Origin of the sequence: Streptomyces sp. NPDC000348, assembly GCF_042898795.1 — a bacterium.
In the GTDB taxonomy this organism is placed as follows: Bacteria; Actinomycetota; Actinomycetes; order Streptomycetales; family Streptomycetaceae; genus Streptomyces.
This window is the reverse complement of sequence record NZ_JBIAZD010000005.1, coordinates 231,666-249,270: the sequence shown is the minus strand read 5'-3', so window position 1 is coordinate 249,270 and position 17,605 is coordinate 231,666. Positions and strand designations below refer to the sequence as shown.

Annotated in this window: 17 protein-coding genes; 8 read left to right on the top strand and 9 right to left on the bottom strand. The window is 71.8% G+C overall.

Annotation, left to right across the window (positions count from 1 at the left end; translation table 11 throughout):
- Entirely contained in the window at positions 1-690 is a 690-nt protein-coding gene (locus tag ACFY3N_RS12935; protein WP_390816681.1) for a maleylpyruvate isomerase family mycothiol-dependent enzyme, read from the top strand.
- Between the two features lie 39 nt (positions 691-729).
- Positions 730-1,386: an MBL fold metallo-hydrolase gene (locus tag ACFY3N_RS12930; RefSeq protein ID WP_390816680.1), complete on the top strand. Its 657-nt coding sequence runs from the start codon at positions 730-732 to the stop codon at positions 1,384-1,386.
- A gap of 49 nt (positions 1,387-1,435) precedes the next feature.
- On the opposite strand, the gene aroQ is transcribed toward ACFY3N_RS12930, so the two are convergent.
- From aroQ to ACFY3N_RS12895, 7 genes are all read right to left on the bottom strand, one after another.
- The gene (aroQ, locus tag ACFY3N_RS12925; protein ID WP_390816679.1) at positions 1,436-1,909 is read right to left on the bottom strand and encodes a type II 3-dehydroquinate dehydratase; all 474 of its coding nucleotides are present in this window, start codon (positions 1,907-1,909) and stop codon (positions 1,436-1,438) included.
- A 244-nt stretch (positions 1,910-2,153) separates the two neighbouring features.
- Entirely contained in the window at positions 2,154-3,257 is a 1,104-nt protein-coding gene (locus tag ACFY3N_RS12920; protein WP_390816678.1) for a calcium:proton antiporter, read from the bottom strand.
- 285 nt (positions 3,258-3,542) lie between these two features.
- Positions 3,543-4,544 (bottom strand): TerC/Alx family metal homeostasis membrane protein, encoded by a 1,002-nt coding sequence (locus ACFY3N_RS12915; protein ID WP_390816677.1) that lies wholly within the window; start codon positions 4,542-4,544, stop codon positions 3,543-3,545.
- A gap of 286 nt (positions 4,545-4,830) precedes the next feature.
- Positions 4,831-6,837, bottom strand: coding sequence for a TerD family protein (locus ACFY3N_RS12910; RefSeq protein WP_390816676.1), 2,007 nt, complete (start codon positions 6,835-6,837; stop codon positions 4,831-4,833).
- Positions 6,838-6,902: 65 nt separating this feature from the next.
- Positions 6,903-7,481, bottom strand: a complete 579-nt coding sequence (locus ACFY3N_RS12905; RefSeq protein ID WP_085574769.1) for a TerD family protein — start codon at positions 7,479-7,481, stop codon at positions 6,903-6,905.
- Positions 7,482-7,616: 135 nt separating this feature from the next.
- Positions 7,617-9,767, bottom strand: a complete 2,151-nt coding sequence (gene uvrB, locus ACFY3N_RS12900) for an excinuclease ABC subunit UvrB (RefSeq protein WP_390816675.1) — start codon at positions 9,765-9,767, stop codon at positions 7,617-7,619.
- Positions 9,768-9,808: 41 nt separating this feature from the next.
- On the bottom strand, positions 9,809-10,672 hold the full coding sequence (locus ACFY3N_RS12895; RefSeq protein ID WP_390816674.1) for an MHYT domain-containing protein: 864 nt from the start codon (positions 10,670-10,672) through the stop codon (positions 9,809-9,811).
- A gap of 276 nt (positions 10,673-10,948) precedes the next feature.
- On the opposite strand from ACFY3N_RS12895, the gene ACFY3N_RS12890 reads away from it, so the two are divergent.
- Both ACFY3N_RS12890 and ACFY3N_RS12885 read left to right on the top strand, forming a co-directional pair.
- Entirely contained in the window at positions 10,949-11,821 is an 873-nt protein-coding gene (locus ACFY3N_RS12890) for a glycerophosphodiester phosphodiesterase (RefSeq protein WP_390816673.1), read from the top strand.
- A 55-nt stretch (positions 11,822-11,876) separates the two neighbouring features.
- Complete coding sequence (locus ACFY3N_RS12885) at positions 11,877-12,431, top strand: methylated-DNA--[protein]-cysteine S-methyltransferase (RefSeq protein ID WP_390816672.1); 555 nt, start codon at positions 11,877-11,879, stop codon at positions 12,429-12,431.
- 55 nt (positions 12,432-12,486) lie between these two features.
- Here the strand turns inward: ACFY3N_RS12885 and ACFY3N_RS12880 are convergent, their stop codons facing one another.
- Entirely contained in the window at positions 12,487-12,915 is a 429-nt protein-coding gene (locus ACFY3N_RS12880; protein WP_390816671.1) for a VOC family protein, read from the bottom strand.
- A 102-nt stretch (positions 12,916-13,017) separates the two neighbouring features.
- Between ACFY3N_RS12880 and ACFY3N_RS12875 the strand changes: the two genes are divergently transcribed.
- The 3 genes from ACFY3N_RS12875 to ACFY3N_RS12865 all read left to right on the top strand — a co-directional run bounded on the left by ACFY3N_RS12875 (position 13,018) and on the right by ACFY3N_RS12865 (position 16,133).
- Positions 13,018-13,929 (top strand): pseudouridine-5'-phosphate glycosidase, encoded by a 912-nt coding sequence (locus ACFY3N_RS12875; RefSeq protein ID WP_390816670.1) that lies wholly within the window; start codon positions 13,018-13,020, stop codon positions 13,927-13,929.
- The gene (locus ACFY3N_RS12870) at positions 13,911-14,843 is read left to right on the top strand and encodes a carbohydrate kinase family protein (protein WP_390816868.1); all 933 of its coding nucleotides are present in this window, start codon (positions 13,911-13,913) and stop codon (positions 14,841-14,843) included. The genes ACFY3N_RS12875 and ACFY3N_RS12870 overlap by 19 nt, the downstream gene beginning before the upstream one ends.
- A 162-nt stretch (positions 14,844-15,005) precedes the next feature.
- Complete coding sequence (locus ACFY3N_RS12865) at positions 15,006-16,133, top strand: magnesium and cobalt transport protein CorA (protein WP_390816669.1); 1,128 nt, start codon at positions 15,006-15,008, stop codon at positions 16,131-16,133.
- Between the two features lie 77 nt (positions 16,134-16,210).
- Here ACFY3N_RS12865 and ACFY3N_RS12860 read toward each other — a convergent pair whose 3' ends face one another.
- Positions 16,211-16,843 carry a uridine kinase gene (locus ACFY3N_RS12860; protein ID WP_390816668.1) on the bottom strand — a complete coding sequence of 211 codons (633 nt, stop codon included), beginning with the start codon at positions 16,841-16,843 and terminating at the stop codon, positions 16,211-16,213.
- 221 nt (positions 16,844-17,064) lie between these two features.
- Between ACFY3N_RS12860 and ACFY3N_RS12855 the strand changes: the two genes are divergently transcribed.
- Positions 17,065-17,544: a DUF1772 domain-containing protein gene (locus ACFY3N_RS12855; RefSeq protein WP_390816667.1), complete on the top strand. Its 480-nt coding sequence runs from the start codon at positions 17,065-17,067 to the stop codon at positions 17,542-17,544.
- Positions 17,545-17,605: the final 61 nt, after the last annotated feature.

Here is a 17,605-nt window from a genome sequence, read left to right as displayed (position 1 = left end):
ATGATTGATCACGCTGATGACCTGGCGTCTGTACAAGCAGCGACCGAGCGGCTGCTCACCGCGGTCGCCGCACTGGACAACGCGGCTGTGACCCAGTCGTCACGGCTGCCCGGCTGGACCCGTGGCCACGTCCTGGCCCACCTGGCCCGCAACGCGGACGCTCTGGTGAACGTCTTCGAGGACCGCCCCATGTACGTCTCCGGCGAGGCCCGGGACGCCGACATCGAGCGGGACGCGCCGCGCCCCCTCGACGCGCACCTCGCCGACCTGCGGGAGAGCGGGGAGCGGTTCCGTGCGGCGGGCGCGGTCCCGGCGGACTGGTCGCGCACGGTGGAGCTGCGCAACGGCGTCACGGACCGGGCGGAGCGGGTTCCGTTCCGACGGTGGGTCGAGGTGGAGCTGCACCACGTGGACCTCGGGATCGGCTACGAGCTGGAGGATCTGCCGGCCGGGTTCACGGAACGGGAGATCGCCTTCCTCGCGGCGCGGTTCGCCGGTCACCGGGACGTGCCGCCGACCACCCTGGCCACCGTGGACGGCAGGACCTGGACGACCGGCGGCGGGGCGGACGGCGGCCCGGTCTCGGTCGAGGGGACGGCCGCCGACCTGCTCGGCTGGCTGGCCGGCCGCCGGGACGGCGCCGCCCTGACGGTGAAGGGCGGCGGCCTCCCGTCGCTTCCGCCGCTCTGACGCCTGTCCGGCGCGGGTTCCCGCTATAGGCTGGCGGTCATGACGTACAGCGGTCGGGTGACGGTCGGCGGGCCAGCCGACGTGCACGAACTCAAGGACCTGATGATCACCAAGGTCGCGGTCGGCCCCATGGACAACAACGCCTATCTGCTGCGTTGCCGGGCCACCGACGAGCAGTTGCTGATCGACGCGGCCAACGACGCGGAGACCCTGCTGGGGACGATCGGTGGCGACGGCATCGCGTCCGTCGTCACCACCCACCGGCACGGCGACCACTGGCAGGCGCTCGCCGAGGTCGTCGCGGCCACCGGCGCCCGCACCCACGCGGGCCGGGAGGACGCCGAGGGCATCCCGGTGCCGACCGACGTGCCGCTCGACGACGGCGACGTCGTCCGCGTGGGCCGGGTGGAGCTCACCGCCCGCCATCTGGTCGGGCACACGCCCGGCTCGATCGCCCTCGTGTACGACGACCCCCACGGGCATCCGCATGTGTTCACCGGGGACTGCCTGTTCCCGGGCGGTGTGGGCAACACCCACAAGGACCCGAAGGCGTTCGCCAGTCTGATCCATGACGTCGAGACCAAGATCTTCGATGTCCTCCCGGACGAGACCTGGGTCTACCCCGGGCACGGCAACGACACCACCCTGGGCGCGGAACGCCCGCATCTGCCGGAGTGGCACGCGCGGGGCTGGTGAGCGGCGGAGCCGGCCCTCGCGAGGAGCGCCCGACGGGGCGAACGGGGCTCTACGCCTCGGCCGCTCCCGGACCGGCCAGCGCCGCGATCCGCTCCACCGCGAACACGTACCCCTGCACCCCGCATCCCGCGATGACACCGTCGGCCCGCAGGGAGACGTAGGAGTGGTGCCGGAAGGACTCGCGCCGGTGGATGTTGGAGATGTGGACCTCCATCACGGGCAGGCCGTCGCAGGCGTTGAGGGCGTCCAGGACGGCGACGGAGGTGTGCGAGTAGGCACCGGGGTTGATGACGATCCCGCAGTGGTTCAGCCGGGCCTCGTGGATCCAGTCCACCAACTGGCCCTCGTGGTTGGACTGACGCAGGTCCACCGTGCCGCCCCGCGCGGCCGCCGCCTTGGCGCACATGGCCTCCACGTCGGCGAGCGTGTCGGAGCCGTAGATCTCCGGCTGGCGCTGTCCCAGCAGGTTCAGGTTGGGGCCGTTGAGGATCATGATGGGGGCGTTGGCCAGGTTGCGGGGCACGGTTCCTCCGGTCCGTCGGGGTGGGGCGGTCCTCGCCGGAACCGCTGCTCGGACCCGGTCTATCACGGTGCGGCGCACGGCCGTCGAGCCGTACCCGAGCCCGGACAGCCGTGACGTGGTGCTTCTCGGCGCTGTTCTCCCGGGCCTCCCGAGGACCCGGGTCCTCGGGCGGCCCGGGAACCCCGGGGAGGGACGCGGCCCACGCCGCCGGGCAACGGGCGGCCGCGCGCCGCCGGCCTTCCCGTCAGGGGTTGACCGCCAGCTCCAGATAGGCCGCGAGCAGCACCAGGTGCACGCCTCCCTGCAGCGGTGTGGCCCGCCCGGGGACCACGGTCAGCGCGCCCACCACCATGGTCAGCGCGAGCAGCACCATATGGGTGTTGCCGAGGCCGAGGACGAGCGGACCGGGGAGCCAGAGGGAGGCCAGCGCGACGGCGGGGATGGTCAGACCGATACTGGCCATCGCCGAGCCGAGCGCGAGGTTCATGCTGGTCTGCACCTGGTTGCGGCGCGAGGCGCGCACCGCGGCGATGGTCTCCGGGAGGAGGACCAGCAGGGCGATGATCACACCGACGACGGAGTGGGGCAGCCCGGCGGCCTCCACCCCGGACTCGATCGTGGGCGAGACCCCTTTGGCCAGCCCGACCACGCCGATCAGGGCCAGGCCCAGCAGCCCGAGACTGATCAGGGCGGTGCGCGTGGAGGGCGCCTGGGCGTGCTCCTGCTCGGAGGCGGCCGCCTCGCCCTGTTCGACGATCGGCAGGAAGTAGTCGCGATGCCGGACGGTCTGGGTCGTCACGAACAGGGCGTAGAGGATCAGCGAGGAGACCGCCGCGAACGTGAGCTGGACGGTGGAGAACTCCGGACCCGGCTTGCTCGTGGTGAACGTCGGCAGCACCAGGCTGAGGGTCGCCAGTGTCGCGACCGTGGCGAGGGCCGCGCCGGTGCCCTCCGAATTGAACACCGCCGTGCCGTGGCGCAGTGAGCCCACCAGCAGGCTCAGTCCGAGAATTCCGTTGACGGTGATCATCACGGCCGCGAACACGGTGTCCCTGGCGAGCGTCGCGCTCTTGTCCCCGCCGTCGAGCATCAGGGTGACGATCAGTGCCACCTCGATGACGGTGACGGCGACCGCGAGGACCAGGGAGCCGAAGGGCTCACCGACCCGGTGCGCGACCACCTCGGCATGGTGCACGGCAGCCAGCACGGACCCCGCGAGAACCGCGGTCACCAGCACGATGATCCAGCCGGGCAGTTCGCGTCCCCAGGTCAGGACCAGCAGAACTACGGCGAACACCGGCACCAGGGTCGTCCACTGTGCCGCCAGTGACCTGAGCCGAGCGGTCATGGGGAGATCGTCGCAGACGCGAACGGGCGGCGCACCTCACCGCGGCCCTCCGACCACCGGCCGACCGTGGGGGGCGCGGGGGGTGTCACCGCTGTACGGCTTGCCCCTCCGCTCCGCGATCCTGATCGCCTCGGGGTCGTCATGGTCACGCATGGCCTCCTCGTGCGGGTCGAAGTCGGTCGGCGCCGGCGGGCGGCGCGGGGTGGGAACGGAGAGGACCGGGAGCGGTGGTCGGCGATGTGCTGACCTCCGCTCCCGGTACCGTCGTTCCGATGTCCGACAGGGTCAGACGTCGATGCTGTCCTTCACGGAGCCCTCGCCCCGGCCCGCTGCCGCCTCGGCCGCCGCCTGTTTGCGGGAGGCCCGCAGGCTGGTGATCGTGGTGACGACCAGGACCCCGCAGATCACGCCCAGCGAGACCGGGATGCTGATCTCGGGTACGTGTACCCCGGACTCGTGCAGTGCGTGCAGCACCAGCTTCACACCGATGAAGCCCAGGATGATCGACAGGCCGTAGGACAGGTGGACCAGCTTCTTCAGCAGGCCGCCGATGAGGAAGTACAGCTGCCGGAGGCCCATCAGCGCGAACGCGTTCGCCGTGAACACGATGTACGGGTCCTGCGTCAGGCCGAAGATCGCGGGGATCGAGTCGAGCGCGAACAGGATGTCCGTGGTGCCGATGGCAAGCATGACCACCAGCATCGGGGTCATGACCCGCTTGCCGTTCTGCTCGATCCACAGCTTGGTGCCGTGGTACCGGTCGGCCACGCCGAAGCGGCGCTCAACGGCCTTGAGCAGCTTGTTCTCCTCGTACTCCTCGTCCTCCTCGTCGGCCCGGGCCTCCTGGATGAGCTTCCAGGCGGTCCAGATCAGGAAGGCGCCGAAGAGGTAGAACACCCAGGAGAAGCTGGCGAGGATCGCCGCGCCGGCGGCGATGAAGATCGCGCGCAGCACCAGGGCGATGAGGACACCGACCAGGAGCACCCGCTGCTGGTACTGCGACGGCACCGCGAACTTCGCCATGATCAGGACGAAGACGAAGAGGTTGTCGACGCTGAGCGACTTCTCGGTGATGTAGCCGGCGAAGAACTCGCCTCCGGCCTGTCCCCCGCCCCAGATCAGCAGGCCGAGCCCGAAGATCGCGGCCAGGACGATCCAGACGATGGTCCAGATCCCGGCTTCCTTGATGGATACGTCATGCGGTTTGCGGCCGATGAAGAAGTCGGCGGCGATAAGGGCGCCAAGGCCCACGATCGTCAGGACCCATAGGGTCATGGAAACATCCACTGCGCCTCCGGCAGATACGTCACACGGCAAATGTCAGCGTCGTCGCTGCCGGAGGTCTCTTCCACCCGGGCCTCCGGCGCTCGACTGCGTCCGGACGGTCCTTCGGGCCGACGCCCCGGGATCTGGCCTGATCCGTATTGACGGGGTCGCCGCACAGACAGGGAGTACTCCCCTCCGTGCGGTCAACAGTACCCAATCACCAAGGATTGGTAAAGAGGCGAGTAAAGAAAGACACAAAGCCCCAGGTGGTGAGGCTTTACATGAGCTTGGTCAAGGTGCGGGGACGTCACCTGTCCCCTGAGCGGCGGGCCGCCGCGACCCGGGTGAGCACCTGGTGGAGGACCTGACTGCCCGGCGGCACGAGCGGCGGCTCGTACGTCCAGGCGTGTCCGACCCACGGGTCGGCCAGATGATCGTCGGGCACGGAGGTCAGTCGCAGCAGCGAACGCCACAGCGGGTCGAGGAGCGGGCCGTAGCCCGCGGACTCCTCGCGGTCGGCGACCATCATCAGGTGGACCCCGACGGACGGGCCCTCGTCGGCGAGGTAGCGCAACCGGTTCACGGCCCGGTCGTCGAAGCCGTGCGGGAAGTCGTTGACGATCAGCAGCTGCTGGGAGGTGTCGAAGCCGGGCGGCAGCGCGTCCGGGGCGCCTCCGCGCAGCGCCATCTGCACCAGGTCGACCCGCTGCGTGAGCCTGCCCAGCACCTCCGTCACCCCCGCGGCACCCTGGGCGGGCGGGTCCGCCAGCACACCGGTCCGCGTCAGCGGCGCCAGCGGCTGCGCCCCGGATCCGGCCGGGTCGATGACGTGCACCGTGAACTCGCCCGCCGGGTAGACGGCGAGCAGCCGGGCCGCGTGCGCCACCGCCGTCTCCATGGCGAGGCGCCGCATGTCGTGGGAGTCGGTGAACGTCCCGTCGACCGAGTCGGCCCGCCCGCTGTCGATCCACAGGCCGCGCTCCAGCGGCAGCCGGAGCAGCATCGGGATGCGGATCCGGTCGGCCTCGGGCAGCCGCAGGTCGCCCAGGCGCAGCGCCATGGGTATCTCCATCGGCACCCGGTAGGCGTGCCAGACGGGGTTGTCCCAGCGGGCGAAGGCCGGGGGCAGTGCGGGTTCGACGACGTCGGCCTCGGCGACGAGCTGGGCGAGGTCCCGGTCGAGGACTTCTCGCGCCTGGTCGACGAGCTGCGCGTGCCGGGCCCGGGCGGCCTCGCGCGCGGCGTCGCCCTGACCGCCGATCCGGCTGCGCGGGTCGGACAGGGCCTGCTCCAGCTCCTTGTCCATGCGGGACTCGGCGAAGTCGACGGCGCTGCGGTAGGCGGCGGTGGTGCGGGCCAGGTCCTCGAACATGCCCCAGACCTGGTTGTACAGCCGCTCCTCCATGGACCAGCCGGTCGCGTCCCCCGCGACGGGCCGCGCGGGCTGTCCGGGCTGCACCGGCGGCGCGGTGGGCGGGGGCGGCGGCGGGGCGGAGTTCCGCCGGCCGGGGTGGCTGTAGTCGATCGGGCCGCCGGTGGCGGCGGACGGGTCCGCGGCACCGGTTCCGCCGTACGCCGGCTGCGGTCCGGTCTGTCCCGGTCCGCCGGCCGGCTGCCCGCCGTACGACGGCGGTACGGGGCCGGGGGCGCCCTGGGGTGCGGTGCCGCTCTGGTCGGGGCCGACCGCGGGGGCGGCCGGCTGACGGGAGCGGTCACCGTCGGCCGGGCGGGGCGGGGGCGCCTGCACGGAGCGGGCGAGGCCCCGCGCGACGGCCTCGTCGACGGTGGCCGCGAGCTGTACGGCCTCGGGCAGGCCCTGGTCGGTGAGGAGGTCGGCCAGGCCGCCCGCGTAGCCCTGGCCGACGGCGCGCACCTTCCAGGCACCCTGCCGCCGGTAGAGCTCCAGCGCGACGACGGCCGACTCGGTCTCCAGGCCCGTGATGGTGTAGCTGGCGATCTCGTCGCCGTCCAGACCGGTGACGGCGACGAAGGGGGCCGCCACGGCGCCGAACCGGGCGGGTCCCGGGCCGCCGCCCGGGGCGGGCAGGGCGAGCAGCACACTGACGCGGTGGACCGCGTCCGTCATGGCGTCCAGGTCCACCGCGAGACGGTGGTCGGCGGCCGCCTGACGCGACACCTCCAGACCCGGCCGGGTGGGCGCGCCCGGGTGGGCCACCCACTCCACTCCGTGGATCCGGCCGTTCTCGTCGCCGAGCGCGGCCGCTGCCACGACCGGCGTGCCGGCCGAGATCCGGATCTCCAGACGGGACTGGGAGAGCGGGTGGTTCTGTCCCCGCACCAGCTCGGCCGTCATCGCCTTCGTCCCCCCGTGTCGCGTGTGATGTGCCGCCTGCCGGTGCCCGGCCTCGGGCACGGTGCCTAGAGGACCGGCAGGATCGCCGGCATCAGGTCCTGGAAGGTGCGGCCGTTGGCCGGATTGCCGAGGGCCGTCATCGTCCAGCCCGTGCCCGTGCGGTGCACCTTCGCCATGAGCTGGGCCGTGTAGGCGCCACCGCCGGCCAGCGTGTAGCGGGCGAGCTCCTGGCCGTTGGTCTCGTCGACGAGGCGGCAGAACGCGTTCTGCACCTCCTGGAAGGTCTGGCCCGTGAAGGAGTTCACGGTGAAGACGATCTGGTCGATGTGGACCGGGACGCGCGAGAGGTCGACGAGGATGGCCTCGTCGTCGCCGCCCTGGCCGACACCGCCGACGAGGTTGTCACCGGTGTGGCGCACCGAGCCGTCGTCGCTCACCAGGTGGCGGAAGAAGACGACGTCGACCGGCTGCTTGTCCGCGAACAGGACGGCCGAGGCGTCCAGGTCGATCTCCCGGGTGCGCGAGCCGAACAGGCCGCGACGGGGAGCCGCCTGCCAGCCGAGACCCATGCGCACCGCAGTCAGGCTGCCGCCGTCGTTCTTCTGCAGACTGATGGCCTGACCCTTGGTCATGTTGACGGTCACGCGCTGATTCCCCTCTCGAACTTCCCCTGTTGCCGCGCAATCACGGTTGACCAGAACCCTACGCAGGAGCACTGACAGCGACGTACCCAGGTACGCGCTTTGTGTCGGTCTTGCAACACATCGCGTGCGCGGCCGTCAGGACAGGCCGGCCTCCTGCATCTGCCGCAGTTCCTTCTTCATCTCGGAGACCTCGTCGCGCAGCCGGGCCGCGATCTCGAACTGCAGGTCGGCCGCGGCGGCCCGCATCCGCGTGGTGAGTTCCTCGATCTGCTCGGCGAGTTCGGCGGCGGGGCGGTCGGTCGGCACGGTCTCGGCGGCCTTGCCCCGGGCGCCCTTGGCGCTCTTCGCGCCCTTGGCCGCCTTGGTGCCCAGGGAGGGCACGGGTGCCTTGGTGCCGCCGCCGTCCTTCTTCACCTGGCGGTAGCCCGAGCCGAGCAGCTGCTCGGTGTCGATGTCCTCGCGGGCGATCTGGGCGACGATGTCGTTGATCTTCTTGCGCAGGGGCTGCGGGTCGATGCCGTTCGCCTGGTTGTACGCGATCTGCTTCTCGCGGCGGCGGTTGGTCTCGTCGATGGCCTTCTCCATCGCCGGGGTGATCTTGTCGGCGTACATGTGGACCTGGCCGGAGACGTTGCGCGCCGCGCGGCCGATGGTCTGGATCAGGGAGGTGCCCGAGCGCAGGAAGCCCTCCTTGTCGGCGTCGAGGATGGCCACCAGGGACACCTCGGGCAGGTCGAGGCCCTCACGCAGCAGGTTGATGCCGACGAGGACGTCGTACTCGCCGCTGCGCAGCTCCCGCAGCAGCTCGACCCGGCGCAGGGTGTCGACGTCGCTGTGCAGGTAGCGCACCTGGATGCCGAGTTCCAGGAAGTAGTCGGTGAGGTCCTCGGCCATCTTCTTGGTGAGTGTGGTGACCAGGACGCGTTCGTCCTTCTCCACGCGGGTGCGGATCTCGTGCACCAGGTCGTCGATCTGGCCCTCGGTGGGCTTGACCACGACCTCGGGGTCGACCAGGCCGGTGGGGCGGATGATCTGCTCGACGAAGCCGTCCGAGCGGGAGAGCTCGTACTGTCCGGGGGTGGCCGACAGATAGACGGTCTGGCCGACGCGCTCCTGGAACTCCTCCCACTTCAGCGGCCGGTTGTCCAGGGCCGAGGGGAGCCGGAAGCCGTGGTCGACGAGGGTGCGCTTGCGGGAGGCGTCGCCCTCGTACATGGCGCCGATCTGCGGGACGGTGACGTGCGACTCGTCGATGACGAGGAGGAAGTCGTCCGGGAAGTAGTCCAGCAGGGTATTCGGCGGGGAGCCGGGAGCGCGGCCGTCGAAGTGCATCGAGTAGTTCTCCACGCCGGAGCAGGAGCCGATCTGGCGGAGCATCTCGATGTCGTACGTGGTGCGCATGCGCAGGCGCTGGGCCTCCAGGAGCTTGCCCTGCCTCTCCAGCTCGGTCAGGCGCTCTCCGAGCTCCTTCTCGATGTCGTTGACCGCGCGCTCCAGCCGCTCGGGGCCCGCGACGTAGTGGGAGGCCGGGAAGACGTACAGCTGCCGGTCGTCGCTGATGATCTCGCCGGTGAGCGGGTGGAGCGTGGACAGCGCCTCGATCTCGTCGCCGAACATCTCGATGCGGACGGCCAGCTCCTCGTAGACCGGGAAGATCTCGATGGTGTCGCCGCGGACGCGGAAGGTGCCGCGGGTGAAGGCCATGTCGTTGCGCGTGTACTGGATGTCCACGAAGCGGCGCAGCAGCTCGTCCCGGTCGACCTCGTCGCCGACGCGGAGGGGGACCATGCGGTCCACGTACTCCTGAGGGGTGCCCAGGCCGTAGATGCAGGAGACGGAGGCGACCACGACGACGTCGCGGCGGGTGAGCAGCGAGTTGGTCGCGGAGTGGCGCAGCCGCTCGACCTCCTCGTTGATCGAGGAGTCCTTCTCGATGTAGGTGTCCGACTGCGGGACGTACGCCTCGGGCTGGTAGTAGTCGTAGTACGAGACGAAGTATTCGACGGCGTTGTTCGGCAGCAGCTCGCGGAACTCGTTGGCCAGCTGGGCGGCCAGGGTCTTGTTCGGCGCCATGACCAGGGTGGGGCGCTGGAGCTTCTCGATCATCCACGCGGTGGTGGCGGACTTGCCGGTGCCGGTCGCGCCGAGCAGGACGACGTCCTTCTCGCCTGCTTCGATGCGCCGGGCGAGGTCGGCGATGGCCGTCGGCTGGTCACCGCTCGGCTGGTAGGGGCTGACGACCTCGAAGGGCGCCACCGTGCGTTCGATCTGGGAAACGGGCCGCATGCCATCCACCGTACGGCCCCCCACTGACAACGGGTCCGGAATCAGCGGCGCTGCGGGGTCCGGGAGCGGTGTTCCACGGGACCGCGGGCCCGCAGCCGCGAGCGTGCCGAGGGGTGGCGGGCCGGGGGATGGGCGGGGACGCCGGGCTTGTGCTCGGCGGGGGCCGCGGTGGACCCGCCGGCGACCATCAGCGGATCGAAGATCACCACGACGCCCGCGAGGACGAGGAAGGCGAGCGGGCCGACCATCATCGGTCCGAGCAGGGCGGCCGCCGGCTCCCCCGCGGCGGGCTCGGCCGCGCCGTGGACGTGCACCTCGAGCGCGGCCATGCCGGTGTAGTGCATCCCGGTGACCGCGAGCCCCATGACGACGCTGGCGCCCACGCTCCACAGGAAGCCCCGCACCTGTCCGGCCGCCCACAGGGCTGCGCTGGCGGCGGCCATGGCGATGGCCACGGACGCGGCGACCGTGAGGACGTTGTACTCCAGGTGTCCGTCGAGGCTCATGCCGGCCATGCCGAGATAGTGCATCGAGGCGATGCCGAGGCCGGTGATGGTGCCCCCGGTGAACAGGGCCGTTCCGGAGGCGCCCCGGTAGCCGACGATGAAGACCCCGATGCCCACCATGACGATGGCGACGGCCAGGCTCGCGAAGGTGATCAGCCGGTCGTAGTGGATCGGCGTGCCCTCGATGGTGAAGCCCGTCATCGCGACGAAGTGCATCGTCCATATGCCGGAGCCGATGGTCGCGGCCCCCAGGGCGAGCCAGCCGGGACGCCAGGAGCCGGACACCCTGATGGCCCTGGCGGTGCAGCGCAGGCCCAGGGCGCCGCCGAGACAGGCCATGAGGAAGGCCACCAGCGGTGTGACCAGGCCGTAGCTGAATCCGTCGACCGTGCCTTGCATGCGCGGCTGCCCTTCCCGACCCGTGTATCCCGTAACGTCCCGATACCCCCTTCCCGGCACCGTGACGGCGGCCAGGGATGACGCAGAGAGTATGACCCCACCGGAACGGTCGAACGACTTTCCGGCAAAGAAACACGTCCTTGCCCCAGGTGTGTGGCACCAGTGTGCGGAGTTCGGGCAGCACCGTTCAATCCGCGGCCATCCCGCACTCGCCTCGCGTTGACGCTCTGCTGTCACAGTTGAGCTGAATGTGACCGTCCGACGCGAGGAGTCCGCATGCACGCACGCGCTGTCACCGCCTCGACCGCCGCGCTCCTGGGCACCGCCGCCCTCCTGTTCCCGCTCTCCCCCGCGCGGGCCGCGGAGAACTCCGCGCGGCCCCTGGTGATAGCCCACCGGGGCGCGTCCGCGTACGCGCCCGAGAACACCCTGGCGGCCGTCGACAAGGCGGCCGCGCTCGGCGTCGACTGGGTGGAGAACGACGTCCAGCGCACCAGGGACGGCGAACTCGTCGTCCTGCACGACGACAGCCTCCAGCGCACCACCGACGTCGAGGAGGTCTTCCCCGACCGGGCTCCCTGGAAGGTGAAGGACTTCACCGCGGCGGAGATCGCCCGGCTGGACGCGGGCAGCTGGTTCGGCTCCGCGTACGCGGGCGCGCGCGTGCCGACGCTGGAGCAGTTCGTGCACCGCGTCGAGCGGCACCGCCAGAAGCTGCTGCTGGAGATCAAGAACCCCCAGCTGTATCCCGGCGTGGAGCGGCAGATCGTCAAGGTGCTGGGCAACGAGGGCTGGCTCGACCGCGGGCACGTGCAGAACCGGCTGATCGTGCAGAGCTTCAGCGCGGACAGCGTGCGGACGGTCCACGATCTGCGGCCCGCGGTGAAGACGGGCCTCCTCGGGACGCCGCCCTTGTCGGACCTGCCCGTCTACGCGGCCTTCACCGACCAGATCAATCCCTCGCACGGTTCCCTCTCCGCCGATTACGTCGCCGCCGTGCACACCTTCGAGGGAGCGCACGGAAAGCCGCTGGAGGTATGCACCTGGACCGTGAACGACGCGGACGCCGCCCGGCGGGTCGCCGGGTTCGGGGTCGACGGGATCATCACCAACACGCCCGACGTGGTGCGGGACGCGGTGGGCGGCTGAGGCGTCCGCCCGCACTTCCGGGACGTTGTCGGTGGCGGGCCGTACGGTGGTGCCCATGGACAGCCGTGGGCGGTACGGACAGCGGGTGGTGTGGGGTGTCGTCGGCACCGGCATCGGCCCGCTGCTGCTGGCCGCGACCCGTGAGGGCCTGGTCAACGTCGTGTTCCACGCCACCGGCCAGGTGCGCGACAGCGCGCTGGAGCGGCTGGCGTCGCGGCTCGGCACCGAACCCGTCGAGGAGCCCGCCTCCCCGCTGCTGGCCGAGGCGATACGTCAGGTCGAGGCGTACTTCGCGGGTGAGCGGCGGGACTTCGAGCTGCCGCTGGACTGGTCGCTGATCTCGGGCTTCAACCGCGAGGTGCTGCGGGAGCTGGCCGCCGGGGTGCCGTTCGGCTCGGTCGTCGGGTACGGCGATCTGGCCCGCCGGGCCGGCCGCCCCGGCGCGGCCCAGGCCGTGGGCATGGCGATGGGCGCGAATCCGTTGCCGGTGGTCGTGCCGTGCCACCGGGTGGTGGAGAGCGACGGGGGCATCGGCGGGTTCGGCGGGGGCCTGGAGACCAAACGCCATCTCCTGGCCCTGGAGGGCGTCCTCCCCGAGCCGTTGTTCTGACCCCGCGCGCCCCGCCCCCGGCCGGTGCCGGCGCACGGGGTTGCGGAACCTCCGGTCAGTCGTAGTGCCGCGCCTCGAACACGTTGCCGTCCGGGTCACGGAAGTAGAAGCTGCGCCGGGCCGGCCCCCGCGCCCCGAAGGAGTCGCGCGAGACGTCCGACACCGGCACGGAGCCCTCCTCCAGCCGACTGAGCAGGGCGTCGAAGTCCGAGGCCGCCAGTGACAGACAGACGTGGTTGACGGGATGCCCCGAGCTCTCCGCGGCACCGGGCAGCATCCGCATGTGCTCCGCCTTCGCCCGCGGCATGAGATCGAGGATCGTCTCCTCGTTCACCCGTACCGAGGGAAACGGCGCCTCACCGGCGGAGTACTCGGTGAGCCTGACGGGCTCCAGGCCCACGGCCTTCTCGTAGAAACCGGCGGCGGCGATGGGATCGTCCACCCACAGGACGATGTGGTCGAGGCGAGTCGTGTTGTCCGTCATGGCTCCCAGCCTCCGCGACGTCCATGACGGCACGCAAGGGGGTTTGGCCGGGCGCCCGGCCCGCCAGGGATGAGGGAGAGCCGGCAGACAGGAGGCAGACGCGTGGCGCTCATGGTGTCCGAAGAGGTACGGGAGGCGATCGCCGCGGGCCGCCCGGTGGTGGCCCTGGAGTCCACGATCATCGCCCACGGGCTGCCCCGGCCGCGCAATCTCCGGGTGGCGCTGGAGCTGGAGGCGGCCGTACGGCGGGAGGGCGCGGTGCCGGCGACGATCGCCGTGCTGGACGGGCGGCCCCGGGTCGGCCTGGACGAGGAGCAGCTGGAACGGGTCGCCGACGAGGACGGCATCCGCAAGCTGGGCCATCGCGATCTGCCGCTCGCGGTGGCCGCCGGGGCGAGCGGGGCGACCACGGTGTCGGCCACGGCCCTGCTGGCGGCGCTCGCGGGCATACGGGTGTTCGCGACCGGAGGGCTCGGCGGCGTGCACCGGGAGTGGACGGTGACCCAGGACGAGTCGGCCGACCTCGGCCTGCTGGCGCGGACGAGGATCACCGTGGTGTGCGCGGGCGTGAAGTCGATCCTGGACGTGCCCGCGACCCTGCAGCGGCTGGAGACCCTGGGGGTGGCGGTCGCCGGATACGGCACGGACCGCTTCCCCGGCTTCTACCTGTCCGACTCGGGACACCCCGTGGACTGGCGGCTGGACACTCCGGCACAGGTCGCAAAGGTCATGCGGGCGCAGGACGCGCTGGGCGGACCCGGGTCGGCGCTGATCGTGGCCAACCCCGTTCCCGAGGCGGAGCAGTTGGATCCCGGGCTGCACGCGCGGGTGCTCGACGAGGCACTGCACGCATGCGAGACGGAGGGCGTCACCGGCCAGGCGGTCACGCCGTTCCTGCTGGACCATCTGGTCCGCCGCACCGACGGCGCGTCCCTCGCCGCGAACCTGGCGGCGGTTCGGGGCAACGTACGTCTGGCCGCGCGGGTCGCGGCGGCCTGGTCCGCCGGGAAGTGACGGACGCCGTGCGGGGCGGGGCGCTGCTGGTCGTCGGCGATGTGATCACGGATGTGGTCGCCCGGCACCGGGCACCGCTCGCTCCGGGGACCGACACGGCGGCGGCGATCCGGACGGTGCCGGGCGGCGCGGGCGCCAATGTGGCCTGCTGGGCGGCGCGTCGGGACGGTACGGAGGTGCGGCTCCTCGGGCGGGTGGGCGAGGACTCGGCGGCCTGGCACGAGCGGGAGCTGGCCGTCCGCGGGGTCCGCCCGCTGCTGGTCGTGGACGGACGGGCGCCGACGGGGACGGTGATCTGCCTGGTCGACGAGGGCGCGGCGGCCGAGCGGACGTTCCTCACCGACAGCGGCGCGTCGCTGCGGCTGGAACCCGGTGACTGGTCGGACGCGTTGCTGGACGGGGTGGCGCGGCTGCACCTGTCGGGCTATCTGCTGTTCACCGAGCCGAGCAGGGCCCTGGCCGCGGTGGCGTTGAAGGCGGCGCGGGCCCGCGGGATACCGGTGAGCCTGGATCCGGCGTCGGCGGGATTCCTCGTGCGGCTGGGCACCGACCGGTTCCTGTCGCTGGTCGAGGGCGTGGACGTCCTGCTGCCCAGCCGTGACGAGGCGTGCCTGCTCACGGGGGCGTCCGGGGCCGCCGACGCCGCGGCGCGGCTGAGCCGGCACGTCCCGCTGGTGGTGGCCAAGCAGGGTGCCGAGGGCGCGTTGCTCGCCCGGTCCGGGGAGGTGTACGCCCGCGTCCCGGCCGTGCCGGCGGTGCCCCGGGACACCACGGGCGCCGGTGACGCGTTCACGGGCGCGTTCCTCGCCGCCCTGCTCGCGGGAGCCGGTCCGGAGCAGGCGGCGGGAGAAGGCTGCCGGGCGGGCGCGGAGGCGGTGGAACGGATAGGGGGCCGCCCGCCGGCGCCCGCCTGACGAACGGGCGTCACGAGGGGCGAACTCCTCTGTCCACAGGCGGGAACAAAGCGGAGTGCCCCCTGCCCACAGGCCCGCACACGACTCGTCCGGGACTGGCAGACTGGCGGGCCGGAGCGCGGGAAGCAGGACGGCGCGGGGGAACCACGCAAGGAGAACCGGATGTCCATGGCAGGGAATCTGCGGAAGGTCACGAGCCTCGGCGGGGTCGGCGGGCTGCGCCGGGTGGCGCGGCTGGCCCGGCGTCGGCCCCGTGTGGACCTGAGCCATCCGGCCCGCTCCCCGCTGGGCTCCTCGGTGGTCAACTGCGTGACGTACCGGGACGGTCACCGCACCGGCGCGCGCGGGGACCTGGTGGACGCGGTGAGGCAGGTGCGCGGGAGCGGGGAGGGTTTCGTCTGGCTGGGGCTGCACGAGCCGACCAGCCGGGAGTTCGCCGGCATCGCGGAGCTGTTCGACCTGCACCCGCTGGCGGTGGAGGACGCGGTCGAGGCCCATCAGCGGCCCAAGCTGGAGCGGTACGGGGAGACGCTGTTCGCCGTGTTCAAGACGGTCTGTTACGTCGAGCACGAGGAACTCACCGCGAACAGCGAGGTGGTGGACACCGGCGAGATCATGGTGTTCCTCGGCAAGGACTTCGTGGTCACGGTGCGGCACGGCCGGCACGGCTCGCTGGGGCCGCTGCGCGAAGGGCTGGAGTCCGATCCCGGGCAGCTCGCCCAGGGTCCGTCCACGGTGCTGCACGCGATCGCGGACCATGTGGTCGACGACTATCTGACCGTCATCGACTCGGTCCAGGAGGACATGGACCAGGTCGAGACGGATGTGTTCGCGGAGAACGGCGCGCGGGTCGATCCGGGCCGCATCTACCAGCTCAAGCGCGAACTCCTCGAACTGAAGCGGGCGGTGGTGCCGCTGAGCAGGCCGCTGGAGGAGCTCGCCACACGGCCGATCCGGGTGGTCGCCCCGGAGACACAGGCGTACTTCCGTGACGTCTCGGACCATCTGTCGCGGGCGAAGGAGCAGATAGCGGCCTTCGACGAGCTGCTGAACTCCATTCTCCAGGCGCATCTGGCGCAGGTCACGGTCGCGCAGAACGAGGACATGCGCAAGATCACCGCTTGGGCGGCGATCGTGGCGGTGCCGACGATGGTCTGCGGCATGTACGGCATGAACTTCGACCACATGCCGGAGCTGCACTGGCGGTACGGCTACGGCATGGTCATCGGGGTGATATCCGTGGCGTGTCTGCTGCTGTACCGGGCGTTCCGGCGCAGCCGCTGGCTATGAGGCCGGTCTTCGGGCCCCTCCCGGGGTCCCGGCGTCCCCGGTTCCCGCCGGGCGGCCCGTGGGTGGCGCCCGGGGGGTCAGACCCGCCAGGCCGGATGGCGGGGGTCGTCGGCCCGTACCAGTACGTCGGCCGTGCCTGCGGGGTCGGTCTCCCGCTCGTAGCGTTCGAAGGCGGGGAGGGTCCAGTGCTCGGCCTCGGGGGTACGGCGGCGCAGGGCGCCCGGGGAGAGGAGGACGTGGACGCTCAGGTCGAAGGGGAACCAGTGGCGCAGCAGGAGGGGTCCGTGGAGCAACAGTATTCCCCCGGGCGGGAGTTGGGCATAGGGACTGCGGGTGGCGCGGTCCGTGATGGGGTCCCACAGGTCGGGCAGGACGCGTCCGCTCCCGCCCGGTTCGAGGGGGCCGAACACCTCGCGCCAGAGGGCGCCGGTGTCGTACCAGCCGCCGTAGTAGGACTCCAGGTCCTGGTGGCCGTACTCGAGCCGGACGGAGGCCGGCCGCAGGAAGCCCTCGACGCCGACGACCAGGGAGGGCCGGCCGCGTATCCGCAGCGACTCGGCGACCCGCTCGGCGAGGTCTCCCGGACGCGCGGCGGGGGCGCCGTCGAAGGCGACCCGCGGCCAGGGTCCGCCGTCGGCCGTCCTCAGCTCCAGCAGGCGCTCGGCGAGGAGGTCGCCGAGCCGGTCCCAGGTGATCGCTTCAAGTCGCACACGGCCATGATGCGCCGACGGCCCGTCCGGCCGCGCGGGTCTCCTGGCGGTACGGGGCCGGCGGTCGGCGGGACCGGGCGACGCCCGGGGCGTCCCACCCCCCTGGACGTTCGCGCATGCGCTCGCGCTCCCGGGCCATGGCCGGGGGCACCGGAGGTCGCGTTCACTGGTGGTGACGGTGGTGGCCGGGAAGGGTCCCGGCCGGGGACGGGGGTGCTGACGTGATCAACGGGCCGTACTTCGTGCTGACGGTGCTGGGTGTGCTCGGGACCGGGCTGACGGCCGGGGTCTTCTGCGCCTTCTCGACGTTCGTGATGAGAGGGCTCGCGGCGCTGCCGCCGGCACAGGGGGTGGCCGCGATGCAGGCGGTCAACGCGGCGGCGGTGCGTCCGGCCTTCATGCTGCTGTTCCTCGGTACGGCGATGCTGTGCGCGGTGGTGACGGTGGTGACGTTCGTGCTGTGGCCGGACGGGGGGACGGCCGAGCTGCTGGTGGGCGGTGCCCTGTACCTGGTCGGCTCGTTCGGAGTGACCGTGGTCGCGAACGTACCGCGCAACGAGGCGCTGGCCCGCCTCGAACCGGGCGGCCCGGAGGCGGTCGCGCACTGGCCGGTTTATGTGCGCGAGTGGACGAGGTGGAACCACGTCCGCGCGTTCGCCTCGGCCGGGGCGGCGGTGGCGTATCTCCTGGCCCTCGTCTGAGGCTCGGCCGGCTCCCGGAAAGCGCTGTCCCGGCGCTCTGCGGGGGCGGGTGAGCGGACGT

Coding starts and splice junctions, on each gene's coding strand:
- ACFY3N_RS12865 (WP_390816669.1), top strand. CDS start 15,006: ATGTCCATGGCAGGGAATCTGCGGAAGGTCACGAGCCTCGGCGGGGTC.
- ACFY3N_RS12910 (WP_390816676.1), bottom strand. CDS start 6,837: ATGACGGCCGAGCTGGTGCGGGGACAGAACCACCCGCTCTCCCAGTCC.
- ACFY3N_RS12890 (WP_390816673.1), top strand. CDS start 10,949: ATGCACGCACGCGCTGTCACCGCCTCGACCGCCGCGCTCCTGGGCACC.
- ACFY3N_RS12880 (WP_390816671.1), bottom strand. CDS start 12,915: ATGACGGACAACACGACTCGCCTCGACCACATCGTCCTGTGGGTGGAC.
- ACFY3N_RS12885 (WP_390816672.1), top strand. CDS start 11,877: ATGGACAGCCGTGGGCGGTACGGACAGCGGGTGGTGTGGGGTGTCGTC.
- ACFY3N_RS12920 (WP_390816678.1), bottom strand. CDS start 3,257: ATGACCGCTCGGCTCAGGTCACTGGCGGCACAGTGGACGACCCTGGTG.
- uvrB (WP_390816675.1), bottom strand. CDS start 9,767: ATGCGGCCCGTTTCCCAGATCGAACGCACGGTGGCGCCCTTCGAGGTC.
- ACFY3N_RS12895 (WP_390816674.1), bottom strand. CDS start 10,672: ATGCAAGGCACGGTCGACGGATTCAGCTACGGCCTGGTCACACCGCTG.
- ACFY3N_RS12935 (WP_390816681.1), top strand. CDS start 1: ATGATTGATCACGCTGATGACCTGGCGTCTGTACAAGCAGCGACCGAG.
- ACFY3N_RS12930 (WP_390816680.1), top strand. CDS start 730: ATGACGTACAGCGGTCGGGTGACGGTCGGCGGGCCAGCCGACGTGCAC.